The sequence below is a fragment of the Corallococcus sp. AS-1-6 genome (assembly GCF_020037015.1).
GTDB lineage: Bacteria > Myxococcota > Myxococcia > Myxococcales > Myxococcaceae > Corallococcus.
Genome location: NZ_JAIQDE010000020.1, coordinates 121,236 through 134,693 on the forward strand (window position 1 = coordinate 121,236; position 13,458 = coordinate 134,693).

General features: G+C 76.4%; 4 protein-coding genes. 2 read left to right on the forward strand and 2 right to left on the reverse strand.

Annotated features, from left to right (window positions below; genetic code table 11):
- Window positions 1–10: 10 nt before the first annotated feature.
- Window positions 11–9,550 (reverse strand): flagellar hook-length control protein FliK, encoded by a 9,540-nt coding sequence (locus K8612_RS25540; RefSeq protein WP_223764208.1) that lies wholly within the window; start codon window positions 9,548–9,550, stop codon window positions 11–13.
- Window positions 9,551–9,718: 168 nt separating this feature from the next.
- Here K8612_RS25540 and K8612_RS25545 point away from each other — a divergent pair, with 168 nt between their 5' ends.
- Together K8612_RS25545 and bla are read left to right on the forward strand one after the other, a co-directional pair.
- Window positions 9,719–12,118 carry a protein kinase gene (locus K8612_RS25545; RefSeq protein ID WP_223764209.1) on the forward strand — a complete coding sequence of 800 codons (2,400 nt, stop codon included), beginning with the start codon at window positions 9,719–9,721 and terminating at the stop codon, window positions 12,116–12,118.
- 113 nt (window positions 12,119–12,231) lie between these two features.
- Window positions 12,232–12,996, forward strand: coding sequence for a subclass B1 metallo-beta-lactamase (gene bla / locus K8612_RS25550; RefSeq protein ID WP_223764210.1), 765 nt, complete (start codon window positions 12,232–12,234; stop codon window positions 12,994–12,996).
- 13 nt (window positions 12,997–13,009) lie between these two features.
- Here the strand turns inward: bla and K8612_RS25555 are convergent, their stop codons facing one another.
- Complete coding sequence (locus K8612_RS25555; RefSeq protein WP_223744133.1) at window positions 13,010–13,411, reverse strand: hypothetical protein; 402 nt, start codon at window positions 13,409–13,411, stop codon at window positions 13,010–13,012.
- Window positions 13,412–13,458: the final 47 nt, after the last annotated feature.

The following is a 13,458-nucleotide window of genomic DNA, read 5'->3' on the forward strand; positions in this document are numbered from 1 at the left end:
GCGCTCCAGGTTAGGCGTCCAGCGACGCCAGGGCCAGTTGGCGGAAGGCCTCGCTGCGGGACAGCACCGCTCCCACATCCACGCCGGCCGGGTCACCGCCGCGCACGTCCGAGTCCAGCCGCGCCAGCACGCGCCCCGCCGCCAGCGACGCGGGCATCGCGCGCCAGGCCGCCACCGCCGCGTCCTCCCACGCCAGCACCGCGCCGGGGCGGGTGAGCTCCACGCCCTCCGAGCCCAGCGCCAGCGCCAGCGCGCACAGCCAGCCCAGCTCCACCGCGCCGAAGCAGCCGAGCGCGCCCGCGCCCAGCACCAGCGCGTCCGGCGACGTGAGGTACGCCTCCACGCCGCCGCGCGGGTCGACGGACACGCGCACGCCCTGCGCGCCCAGCGACTCGAGCACCGGCTTCAGCGCGACGTGCAGCCGCGCGAGGCTGGCCTCCGTCACCGGCACCAGGCCGTCCGGCTCCGGGTGCTGGAAGTCCTGCGCGGGCCGCTCCAGCCGGGATACGGGCGCGCGCGGCGCGGGGGCGTCGCTGCCCACGAGCGCGGCGCCGATGCCGTCCGTGCGCTCCGCCTCCGGACGGCCCAGGGCGCGCAGCGCCTCCGCGTACAACGTCCAGCCGTCCACGTCCGGCCACTTCTCCCGCAGGAGCGCGGGCCAGAAGCGCACCGCGAGCACCGCGCCGTCCGGGGTCGGAGAGAAGCGCTCGGTCACCCACCGCGTCAGCGCGGGCGTGAGCTGGTTCGCGTCCGCGAGCCGCTCCGCCAGCCGCACCGCCGGGCCCACGAGCTGCGCGTCCAGGTAGCCGCGGAGGATGACCTCCAGCTCCGCGGGGTCCCGCGTGAGGCGCTCGCGCAGCCGCAGCGCCTCGCCCACCAGGCCGCGCGCCTCGGCGAACTTCACGCGGCGGGCCAGCCGCTCGTCCGAGTCCGGGAGCTGCTCCAACTGCGTGGCGGCTTCGGCCCAGCGCTGCTGTGCTTCGTAGGCGTCCGCCAGGCGCTCGCGGTACGGCGCCCACGCGTCGGCGCCCGCGAGCTTCGCGAGGGTGTCCGCCAGCGCGAGGAACACCGTGGACTCGCGCGCCTCGTCCACCAGCGCGAGCAGCGCCCGCACGGCGGCGAGGCTGTCCGCGTCGTCGGTGAGGGCGGCCTCGAAGGCCTCGCGCGCCTCCGCGGGCTGGGCCAGGGGGCCTTGCAGCAGCTCGCCGCGCTCCAGGTGCAGCAGCGCGCGCGCCTTCGCGTCCTTCGTGTCCTGGGCGATGAGCGCCAGCGTGCGCTCCGCGGACTCCAGGTGGCCCAGCTCGCGCTCCAGGGCGTAGCGCTCGCGCAGCAGCTCCTCGCGGCGCGCGGGCCAGCCGTCCGCGGCGAAGGCCAGGGACTCCAGCCGCGCGGGCTCCGGCAGCGCGCGCACGCGGGCGAGCACCGCCTCGGCCAGGGCCTCCGGCTCCAGGCCCAGCTCCGGCAACAGGAGCAGCAGGCGCGCGCCGAGGCCGGGCTCTCCGCCCAGCTCTTCCAGGGCGCGCAGGCGCGCGAGCGCCGGGGCCGGACGGGCGCGCAGCACCTCGTCGCGCAGCGCCACGGCGAAGGCGGCGTCCCGGTCGTAGGACAGGGCCGCCAGCTCCAGCAGGCCCTCCCACTCCGCGTCCTCGCGCAGTCCGTCCGCCAGCGCGGTGGCGTGGGCGGGGTCCGCGTCCGGCGTCGCGACCAGGGCCCAGAGGGCCACGCGCGTGCGGGCCGCGTCTCCCGCCTGCGCGGCCATGGCCAGCGCGTCGGTGTACTCGCCCGCGGCCATGGCGGGCGCGAAGCCCACGTCCAGGGCGCGCGCGAAGGCGCCCAGGCGGGCGAAGCGCTCGGCCAGCTCCGACGCGGACAGCATGTCCGGCGCGTCGGTGGCGATGCGCTCGACGACCTCCAGCGCCTCGCCCATCTCGCCCGCCTTCTCCCAGAGGCCGGCGGCCTCCAGCAGCAGCGGGGGGCGCTCCTCCGGCGCGGCGAGCCGGGCCGCCTGGAGCAGCGCGCGGGCGGCGCGGGGCGCGTCCCCGGAGGCGCGGTGCAGGTGCGCGACGAGCAGCGCGGCGCGCAGGTCCGGCTCCGTGGCGACGGCGGCCTTCGCGGCCTTGAGCGCGTCCTCCAGCAGGCCCGCCTTCTCGAAGGCGCGCGCGGCGGCCACCAGCAGCGACACGCGCTGCTCGCCCGACGCGAGCTCCGCCCGGGCCACGCGGACCTCAGCGCGGCGCGCGTGCGCGTCACCGAGCAGCGGCTCCAGGGCCTCCAGCGCGTCGGCGTAGCCGGCACCGGAGGCGCCCCGGGCCACCACCGCCTCCAGCGCGTCGCGAGCGGCCTCCTCGCGGGCCGCGTCCCTGGCCAGCCCCGCGAACTCCAGCCGGAGCACCGCGGACTCGTCCGCGTCGTCCGTGAGCGGGATGAGCCGCTCCAGCGCGGCGAGCAGCTCCGTGGACTCCTTGCGCGCGCGCAGGCCGTCCACCAGGGCGCGCAGGGCGGCCGGGTTCTCCGGGTCCGCCTCCGCCGCGCGGCGCGTGAGGGCCCAGGCCGTGTCCGCGTCCGACAGCGACTCGTTCGCCACGGACGCGGCGGCGAGCAGCAGCTCCGCGGCGCGCGAGCCTCCCGCGGCCTCCGCGCCCGCTTCGTAGATGCCCAGCAGGTCGCCATGGCGGCCCAGGGCGCGCAGGCCCTCCACCGCGCGGTCGATGACGCCCGCGTCCGCGGGGCGCAGCCGCGCCAGGGGCACCAGCGCGTCGATGGCCTCGCGCGGGTCGTCGAAGAGGTCGGCCGCGCGGCGCAGCAGCACCTCCTCCGTCGCCGCGTCCTGGGCCCTGCGCGCCAACTGCAACGACGCCCGGTACAGGCCGGGGCCGTTGCCCGTGCGCGAGTGGACCTCCGCGAGCAGCGACAGCGCCTCGCCGCCGCGCGCGCCCTCCGGCTCCAGCGAGACCACCGCCTCGAAGGCATCCGCCGCGTCGTGGAACGCGCCCGACGCGAGCGACGCGTGGCCCAGGCGCAGCCACGTGCGCACGCGCACCGGCACCGGCAGCGAGTCCCCGCCCAGCGCCAGCACCCGGCGGTCATACGGCTGCGCGGCGGCGGGGCCTCCGCCCTGGGCGGCCAGCTCGGCGCGCGCGCAGAGGGCGTCCACGTCGCCGCCCGCGCGGCCCAGGTAGTCGTCGAAGGCCTCCGCGGCCTTGAGCGCTTCGCCCGCGTCCAGCAGGCGCTGGGCCCGCTCGCGCAGCAGGGGCAGCGCCTCCGTGGGGGCCACGGCCTCCGCGCGCTGGCCCAGCAGGTCCGCCAGCCGGCGCACGTCTCCGGCGGCGCGCTCGCGCACGTGCTGGAAGGCCTCCGCGTTGGCGGGGTCCAGTTCGAAGGCGCGGTCCTCGCAGAGGATGGCGCGCTCGCGGGCCCCTTCCTCGCGGAAGGCGCTGGCGGCGGCGAGGTAGCTCGCGGCGGCCTCGGCGGGCGTCTGGCGCTCGGCGCGGCGGAGCATCAGCTCGGCCAGGGCCTGGCGCTCGCCGCTCTCCTCCAGGTAGGCGCGGTGGCGCGTGAAGACGGGCTCCCGGAAGGGGTCCGCCTCCAGGAGGATGGCGTCGAACTCGGCGGCGTCCGCGGGGCGGCGCACCTGGTGCAGCAGCTCCGCGGCCTGCGCGGTCAGGTTCAGGTCGTCCGGCTTCGCGGCGCGCGCGGCGATGAGCGCGGCGGCGGCGGCCTCCGGCTTGTTCGCGCGGTCGCGGTAGAGGACCGCGGCCTGGTACAGCAGCGCCGCGTGGCGGTCGGCGTCGATCTCCGACTCCGCGCACTCCTCGTACCAGGCGGCCAGCTCCGCGAGCCGGCCGTCGCGCTCCAGCAGCTCCGCGAGCAGGCCTTCGGCTTCCGCGAGCCACCGGTCCTGGCGCAGGGCCTGGCGCAGGAAGCCCTCCGCCTTCGCCGTGTCCGCGAGCTCGCCCAGGTGCAAACGGGCCAGGCGCAGCAGCACCGCCGCGCCCTCGCGCGTGCCCGTCATCCGGGGCAGCCCGCGCTCCCACCAGCGCGCCTCGGCGGCGGCGTCGTCGCGGCGCTCGGCCAGGGCCGCGCCCATGCGCGCGGTGTCCAGCTCCGCGGCCAGCCCGAAGGCGCGCTCCAGCGAGGCCTCCGCCGCGTTCAGGTCCAGCTTCACGTCGCGCAGCAGCTCCGCGCGGCGGCGCTCGCACGCGGCGGCCTCGGCGTTGCGCTCACCGGCGGCGAGCAGGTCGCGGGCGTTGGCGAGCGAGCGCAGCGCGTCGTCCGTGCGGCCCATCGACTCCGCGAGCCGGGCCTCCTCGTCGTAGGCCGCGAGCGCGGCGTCCACGTCTCCAGCCTCGAGGCTGAGCGCGGCCACCGGCTGGAGCTCCGCCAGCAGCTCCGCCGTGCGGCCCGTCTCGCGGTAGAGGGCGACGAGCCGGCGGCGCAGCGGCAGCGGCTCCTTCGCCATCTTCGCCGCGTGGGACAGCAGGGACGCGGCGATGCCCGCGTCCGCCAGCGCCTCGCGCGCCCGCTCCGCCAGCGACACCAGCCGCGCGACGGTGTCCTCGGACGGCGCCAGCACGCGCGCGTGGGCGACGCGCACCTCGAAGGCGCCGCGCGGATCGTCGCGCTCCAGCAGCGCGGAGAGCCGCTCCACGGCGCGCTCGCACAGCGGGCGCTGCGTGAGCAGGGACCGGTACGCGGCCACCGCGCGCTTCACGTCGCCGGCCTGCTCGGCCAGGTCGCCCAGGCGCAGGCTGGTAGCCTCCGCCGCCTCCGGGGCCGCGCGGAAGTCCGCCGCCTGGACCAGGGCCTCTTGCAACGGCAGGGCCTCGCGCACCGCGCCGCGCGCGTAGAGCAGGTCCGCCAGCGTGGCCAGGTCCTCGCCCTTCGCGGGCACCCGCTCATGCGCGCGACGCGCCAGGGCCAGCGCCCGGTCCAGCTCCTGGGCCTGCCGCGCGTAGGTGACGCCCTCGCGCAGCAGCGCCGCGGCCTCGGCGGCGTCGGCGTCCTCCGCCGCGGCCTCCAGCAGGCCCGCGGCCTCCAGCAGCTCGCCCCGGCCGGCCACCAGCGACACCAGCCGGCGGCGCACCGCCGCGTCCGCCGGGGCCAGCCGCAGCGCCTGGCGCAGCGCGGCCTCCGCGGGCGCGCCCTGCCCCAACCGGTCGAGGTAGAGGCTCGCGAGCTCCGAGTACAGCGACGCGGCGGCGGCGGGCGGCGCGTGGGGCGCCTCGGCGGCGAGCAGCTCCGCGAGCCGGGCCCAGTCCTCCAGATCGCGCAGCACGCGCTGCAACGCGAGCGTCGCCTCCTCGTGGCGCGGCGCCAGGATGAGCGCGGCCTCCAGGTCGCGCGCGGCGGCCTCGCGGTCCTCCTGGGCTTCGAGCAGCGCGGCGCGCAGCAGGAGCGCCTCCACGCGGCGGGCGATGGGCCCCTGGCGCGCGGCCTCGGCCAGCGCGGCGGCTTCGTCCGCGGGCTTGCCTTCGCGGCGGGCCAGCTCGGCCAGTTGGAAGAAGGCATCGCACCGCGCGTCGGCGGGCGGCTCCAGCGCGATGGCGGCGCGCAGCGCGTCTCCGGCGGAGGCGCGCTCGTCCTTCTCCATCAGCACGGAGGCCAGGGCCAGCAGCCGCTCGCGGGCGCGGGCGCCCAGGGTGGCGTCGGCGGCCACGGCGCGGCGCCACGCCTCCAGCTCCGCGGGCGCGTCCGACGCCTCGCGCGCCAGCTCCGCCAGCATCAGCAGCAGCGGCGCGGGCCGGCGAGACAGCTTCGCGGCCTGGGCGCAGTCGTCGCGCGCGGGACCCGTGCGGCCGGCGCTCCGGTGCAGCGTGGCCCGGCGCGCGAGCAGCTCGGCGCGGGCCTCCCCCGACGCGGCGGACACCAGCGTGCCCAGCAGCTCCAGCCGCTCGGACTCTTCCTCCGGCGTGCCCGTGCCGGGCGGGGGCAGCAGCTCCAGCAGCGCCTGCGCCGCCCACGCGTCCTGCGGCTCCTCCGCCAGCAGGCTGCGCAGCGAATCCGCCGAGGCGCTCGCGCGGCCCAGGGCGAGGCACAGCTCGGCCAGCTCGCGGCGGGCCTGACGGCGGGCGTCTCCGGAGAGGCGCGGCCACAGCTCCACCAGCAGGTCCGCCAGGGCCTCGCGGGCGCCGGCCTTGCGGTGCAGCGCGGCCAGCTCCAGGCGCGCGTCCAGGTCCTCCGGCGTGCGCGCGCAGAACTCCGCGAGCAGCCGCCGCGCCGCGTCCGTGCGGTTCGCGCGCACGGCGGCGGTGGCGGCCTTGCGCGTGAGGGCCACGCGCTCCGCCTCGCGCGGGGCGTCCACGTCCGCGGGCGGCAGGGCCAGCACCGCCTCGAAGTCCTCCAGCGCGGCGCGGGCATCCGTGGCCAGCCGCAGCTCGCCCCGGCGGATGCGCGCTGGCGCGAACGTCGCGTCGCGCTCCAGCGCCTCCGCGAGGAAGGCCTCCTCGCGGCTCGTGCCCGCGGCCAGCAGCGACGCGCGGAAGAGCAGCTTCGAGCCCGCCCGCGCATCCGGAACCAGCGTGGCCCGCCGCGCGTACAGCCGCGCCGCCTCCAGCTTCTCGCCGCGCTCCAGCTCCAGCTCGGCCAGGGCCTCCAGCACCTCCGCGGCGAGCGGCCCCTCGGGGCTCGCCTCCAGCGCGGAGGCCAGGCGCATCAGCGCGGCGGCCTTCTCCCCGCGCTCCAGCAGGGCGCGAGCGCTCTGGAGGAACAGCGGCGCCGCCTCCTCCGCCCGGTCCGCGCCCGCCAGCGCCTGCGCGCGCGTGGCCCACAGCTCGGCCAGCGCCTGCGTCTCGCCGGCTTCCGTGTAGAGGGCCTCCAGCCGCGTGGCGAGCACGTCGTCCAGCCGCCGCAGCGGGAACGCCTGCGCGTACGCGGCGATGGCGCCCTCGCGGTCACCCAACAGCTCGCACGCGCGGCCCAGCCGGGCGCGCACGTCCGCCAGCTTCTCCGGCGCCGCGGTGCGCGGCAGCGTGGCCAGCAGCGACTCCAGCGCGCGCCGGGCGTGCTCGGGCCGCTCGCAGCGCAGGCTCAGGTCCGCCAGGTCCAGCAGCACCGCCGCGTCCGGAGCGAGCCGCGCGGCCTTCTCCAGCGCCACCAGCGCGTCACCCACGCGGCCCAGCCGCGCCTCCAGCACGCCGGCCAGCTCGCGCAGCGCCGCCGCCGCCAGCCGCTTGTCGCCCTGCGCCTCCGCCACCCGCGCGCGGTCCTCCAGCGCGGTGGCGAGCCCCGCCAGGTCGGAGCGCTTGCGCTGCAACGCGCACAGCTCGCCCAGCGCCGGCAGGTCGTCCGGCTCCGCGCGCAGCACCTCCTGCAACGCGTGCACGGCCAGGTCCAGGTCGAAGGCCAGGTCACGCGCGGCCACCGCGAGCCGGCGGTACTTCTGCGCCCGCTCCTTCGGCTCCGTCGTCAGCCGCGCCAGCGCCGCGAGGCAGCGGGTGAGCTGCGCGCCGTCGCGGCGGGCCTCGGCCAGCGCCAGCAGCGACTCCAGCGCGGGACGGTGGTCGCCGTCCGCCTCCAGCGCGAGCGTGAGCAGCTTGTCGGCCTTGTCCGCCTGCTGGAGCTTGCCCCGGTACAGCTCGCCCGCCTCGGCCCACAGCGCGGCGCGGGCCTTCGGCTCCTCCTTGAGGGCGGCGGCCTTCTCCAGCGCCTCGGCCAGCTCCTGCGAGCGGCCGGTGACGCGGAAGTACGGGATCAGCTCCTCCAGCGCGACCGCGTCGCGCGGATCCAACGCGAGCGCCGCTTCCAGGTGCTCACGCGCCCGCGCCGGGTCGCCCAGCTTCGTGCGCGACAGGCGCGCCAGCGCGTGGTGGCTCTCGTGCGCGGCGTGACGGACGCTCTCCGAGCGCGGCGCCGGCCCCGCCAGCTCCAGCGCCTGCTGGTAGCCGCTCAGGGCCTCCTGCAACCGGCCCAGGCCTTCCGCCACGCGCGCGGAGGCGAACAGCGGCTCCGGCTCACCGGGCAAGAGCGACACGGCCTCGCGGTAGCGCAGGAGCGCGTTCTCCGGCTGCTTCAGGCCCTCTTCCCACACCCGGCCCGCGAGCAGGTCCGCCTGTCCCACGCGGTCCAGCTCATGGCGCGCCATGGACACTTCACGCAGCCGGTCCAGCGCCTTCAGCGCGCGCAGGTGCTCACCGCCGCGGTGGCACAGCTCGCCCAACAGCAGCAGCGCGTCTGGCTGGTCCGGCGACAGGCGCAGCGCGGCCTCGCAGTGCAGCCGGGCCCCCGCGATGTCGTCCTCCGTCTGCGCGCACAGCCGCGCCAGGTGCACGTGCGCGTCCGCGGCCTCCAACGGGTCGCGAGCCAGCGCCGCGAGCCGCCGGTACGCCCGCACCGCGCCCGCCCGGTCGCGCGCCTGATCCGACGCGCGCGCCAGCGCCTTCAGCGAAGGCAGGTGGTCCGGCTTGAGGCCCAGCAGCTCATGCAGCGCCTTCACCGCCACCTGGGGCGCGGTGTCGCGCGAGGAGCGCGCGGCGGCCTCGGCGGCGAAGAACGCGGCGGCCTCCTCGGAAGTCCTACGGGCCAGCGCGCACAGCGCCAGGTAGCGCTCCGCCGCGCGGGCACCCTCGCCCCGGCGCTCGCGCACCACGGCCTCGCCCCACAGCGCCGCGGGGCTGCGGTCCCGGCGGCGTGACAGCGTGGCCGCCACGTCCAGGGCCAGGTCATGCGCCTGCGGATCCGCGACCAGCAGCGCCAGCAGCCGCTCCGCCGCGAACGGGTGCGCGTCCTGCGCGTCCCCGGCCTGGAGGTACGCCTGCCGCGCCTCCGCGAGCCGTCCCTGCGCGACCAGCCCCTCCGCGTCCGCGAAGGCCCGGGCGCCCTCCAGCGCCAGCATCAGCTCCTCGTCCGGCGCGGCGGGCGGCGGCAGCCCTCCGGCGGCGAAGCGCAGGCGCAGGCCGGTGCTCGAGACCTCCGCCGCGGACAGGCGCGCGGTGTCCAGCGTGGGCACCTTGTAGCCCCGGCTCAGCGCGGCCCGCTCACACAGCGCGGGCAGCACGCGGGTGGAGAAGCCGGTGGCGCCGCGCACCTCCACGTCCGGCAACAGGCCCAGCGCGCCCACGGCCTCCGACAGCAGGCCCGGCAACTGCACGGACGGCGTGGCGGAGAAGCCATACAGCCGCACGTCGTAGACGTAGACGGCCAGCCGGTCCCCGTCCGCGTCGAAGGCGATCTTGAACGTGAACGGCGTGCGCTCCGGCGCCGGCAGCCGGCCCTGGCCCTCCAGGTAGCCGGGGCGGAAGTGCAGCCGCAGCTCCTCCACGCCCGCGAGCCGCCCGGCCAGCTCCGCCACCTTGCGCGTGACGAGGTCCGCGTCGACCGTCAGCTCCAGGAAGCCGAAGAGCAGCTTCTTGCGCTGGTAGCGCGTGGCGCCCGCGCTGACGTTGAACGGGAAGCTGACGTCCGGAATCTGGAGCGCGAAGTCGGCGATGCGCAGCCCGGGCTGGACCTCCAAGGCCGGAAAGCCCACGAACGCACGCCGATCCAACAGGCGAAGCTCGGGGGCGGCGCCGGAAGCAGGCGCGACGGGCTTGGGGGACTCGCTATCGGTGGCCATCGGTGGAGGGTGGGGAGGCTACCATGACCCCTAAGCCCTGGAATTTTTAGGCAAACCCTTGGCTGGGAAGCAGGCGGCGGGGCACGGCATACCCAGGCGTTCTCCAGGTGATTCCGTCCTGGAGGAACGTCATGCGCCCAAAGCGGAAGCCGTGCAAGATGCCGCGCCGTGCTGGCCCCCGACGCACTGGTCCTCGACGGTCGATTCCGGGTTCTCAAGCCCCTGGGCTCCGGGGGCATGGGAGAGGTGTACCTGGGTGAGCAGGTCTCCCTGGGCCGCAAGGTCGCCATCAAGGTCCTGCACCACGACCTGCACGCCCAGGCCGGCATGGCGGAGCGCTTCAAGCGCGAGGCGCGCCTGCTCTCCGCGGTGGAGCACCCGGCGGTGGTGCGCATCGTGGACTTCGGCCAGTCCGGCGACGCCGCGTGCCTCGTCATGGAGTTCGTGGAGGGGCAGAGCCTCTATGACGCGCTCCAGGGCGGCCCGCTGCTCGCGCCCCGGGCGCTGGCGCTGCTCCAGCAGTTGGCGGAGGGGCTGGCCGCCATCCACGACAAGGGCATCATCCACCGCGACCTGAAGCCGGAGAACGTCCTCATCTCCCCGTCCGCGCGCGGAGAGCAGGCGCGGCTGCTGGACTTCGGCATCGCGCGGCTGGTGGAGCCGGAGGCGGGCAGCGCGCTCAGCCAGGTGGGCGTGGTGCTGGGCACGCCGGAGTACCTGTCCCCGGAGCAGGCCGTGGGCGCGAAGGTGGACACGCGCAGCGACCTGTACTCGTTCGGGGTGCTGGCCTACCGCGTGCTGTCCGGGCGGCTGCCGTTCGACGGGCCTTCGCCGCGCCACTTCCTGTCGCAGCACGCCTCGCACGCGCCGCTGCCGTTGGACCGCGCGGCCCCGCAGTTGTCGCGCTACGTGGGGCTGCTGTCGCTGGTGATGCGGCTGTTGGACAAGGACCCGGCGAAGCGTCCGCAGACGGCGAGCGAGCTGGCGGACGCGCTGGGCCTGGCGCACGCGGCGCTGATGGCGTTCACGCCGAGCCAGGGCACGCCCATCGTCCACGCGAACATGACGCCCTCCAGCGGCACGGCGGCCTTCGGGATGAACCCGGCGGCGCCGGCAGGCCCGGGCTCGGGCACGGCGGCCTTCGGCGTGGCGCCGGCGCCAGCGGGGACGACGCCCCCGGCGCAGGCACAGCCGCGCACGGGCACGGCGGCGTTCGGGACCACGGGCCGGCTGTCAGGCCCGATGGCGGCGGTGACGGGCGGCGCCGCGGCGGCGAAGGCGCAGAACGTGACGGTGATGCTCACCGACATCCAGGGCTTCACCGACCGGATGAGCCGGCAGACGCACGAGGAGAACGCGCGGATGCTGGACACGCACGACCGGCTGCTGCTGCCGCTGGTGCGAGAGCACGACGGCAAGCTGGTGCAGAAGCGCGGAGACGCGCTGGTCGCGGTCTTCCGGGCCCCCACCGCCTCCATCCGCTGCGGCATGGCGATGCAGCAGGCGCTGTGGCGCTACAACCAGACGGTGCCGGAGGAGCACCAGCTCCACATCCGCGTGTGCCTGCACGCGGGCGAGGTGCTGGTGACGAACGACGCGGTGCTCGGCGAGCCGATGGAGGTCGTCAAGGCGGTGGAGCACGTGGCCGCCGCGGACGAGGTGACCTTCACCGAGGCCGTGAACATGGTGCGGAACCGCGCCGACGTCCCCGCCGAGCCCTGCGGCACCATCCCCCTGCCCGGACGCGAGGAGAAGGTGCAGTTGTACCGGCTGACGCGCGCGACGGAGGGCTCGCCGTTCGGCGCGGCGCTGGGCACCCCCGACTCCGGGGCCAGGCCGTCACCGCTCGACGTGCTGCGCGCGAAGGCGCTCCAGGGCGTGGCCTTCCTGCGGCAGCGTCCGCGCGTGATGGCGGGCGGCGCGGGCGCGCTGGCGCTGGTGGTGGCGGGCGCAGCCTGGATGGCGCACGCGAATGATCCGCGGGTGCAGGCGCGCGGGCTGCTGGACGACGACAAGCCCCGGGAAGCGCTCCAGCGGTTGGAGGCGCCGGACGCGCCGGATGACGCGGAAGCGAGGCAACTGCGCGCGGCGGCGAAGCACGCGCTGAACAGGCACAACGAGGAGCACGGCCTCATCCTGGGCCTCGACGAGGAGGGCCGGCGGGCGCCGGAGCCGAGGCTCCTGGACGGGCTGGCCGAGGACTTCGGCAACAACGAGAAGGACCTCTCCGCGCGCAGGGCCCTGGAGGCGCTGCCCGCCACGACGGTGCGCTCCCATCTCGAGTCCCTGGCCAAGGGGGCTCCCTCGATGAAGCAGTGGGGCGCGCTGCGCTATCTGGACGCGAAGGACAACGCGGGCCTGGAGCTGGTGGGGCTCTACTCCACGGCGTTGGAGTCCAGCGACTGCGGCGTGCGCACGAAGGCCGCGCTGCGGCTGGTGAGCCTGGGCAACCCCAGCGCCCTGCCCGCCCTCACGCGCGCGGCGGAGAACCCGCCCGGCGGCAAGGCCTGCAACCCGCAGACGTTCAACCGGGCCATCGAGGAGCTGAAGAAGAAGTCCGCGCCGTAGCGTGGCTCCAGGGCCGCGCATGCGGCGCGCAGGCCACACGTCCCGTGCGGATCCGCTGTGCATTCCTCTTGCACTCGCGGCGGGCCTCCCGTGCCGTCCCCTTCTGGAGCCCCATGAACCCCCTGCGCTGCCTCACCCTCATCACCGTCCTCGCCTGTGCCGCCACCGCCTCCGCGGCGCCGCCCAAGACGAAGACCTCCAAGGCCTCCAAGCCGGAGGAGACCGTGCTCGCGAAGGACGTGCGCGTGCGCCGCATCGCCCCTGGCGTGTGGATGCACATCACGAACGCGGGCAAGGACTGGGGAGGCACCGCCGCGAACGGGCTCCTCGTGGAGGACGGTGACGCGTCCATCCTCGTCGACACCGGCTGGACGCCCGAGCAATCCCAGGCGCTGCTCACCTGGGCGAAGGACACGCTCCACCACCCCGTGCGCGCCGCGCTGGTGACGCACTTCCACATCGACCGGACCGGCGGCATCCCCACGCTCGACGCGCAGGGCATCCCCGTCCACGCCCGGGAGGACACCGCGCTGCGCGCGGGCAAGGAGGGCAACCCCGTTCCCTCGAAGCGGCTGACGGACGCGCAGGACTTCGGGCCGCTGTCGGTGTTCTTCCCCGGCGCGGGGCACTCGCCCGACAACCTCGTCGTCATGCACCCGGCGTCAGGCATCCTCTATGGCGGCTGCTTCATCAAGGACGCCCGCGCCAAGAGCCTGGGCAACCTGGAGGACGCGGACGTCGCCGCGTGGCCCGCGAGCTTCAAGGCCGCTCGCGCGCACTTCCCCGATGCCCGCATCATCATCCCCGGACACGAGCAGCCCGGTGGAACGGAGCTGCTCGACCACACCGAGGCCCTGCTGAAGAAGGCCTCACGCTGAACCGCGCGGGGCTTCAGTCGTCCCGGTGCGCGTGGCCCTTCTTCTTGCCACGCCCCGGGCCGTCCCAGTCGTCGTCGTCCCAGCCGCGGCCGCCCTTGTCCTTCACCTTGTCGTTCACCTTGATGAGGTTGCGCGAGTACGCGTCGTAGTCCAGGTGCAGGTGGCCCTTCTGGCCCCGGCCGTCCACGCGGAACTTCACCTTCCACACGTCGTTGCCGGTGAGGTGCGCCTCCTGAAGGTCGCAGCGGTAGCCGCGCGAACGGCACTGGTCGAACCCGCGCCGCACGGCTTCGTCGTAGCCCATCGCCACGGGCCGTGACGGCGGAGGCCTCGGAGGTGGCCTGTGTGGACGCGTCTCCGCCACGATGCAGCCGGACGACAGCAACAGGCTTCCCAGGAGCAGGGGCAATCTCATGCGCGGGATGACGCCACAGCCGCGTCTGGATTCAAACGCGCTCGCGG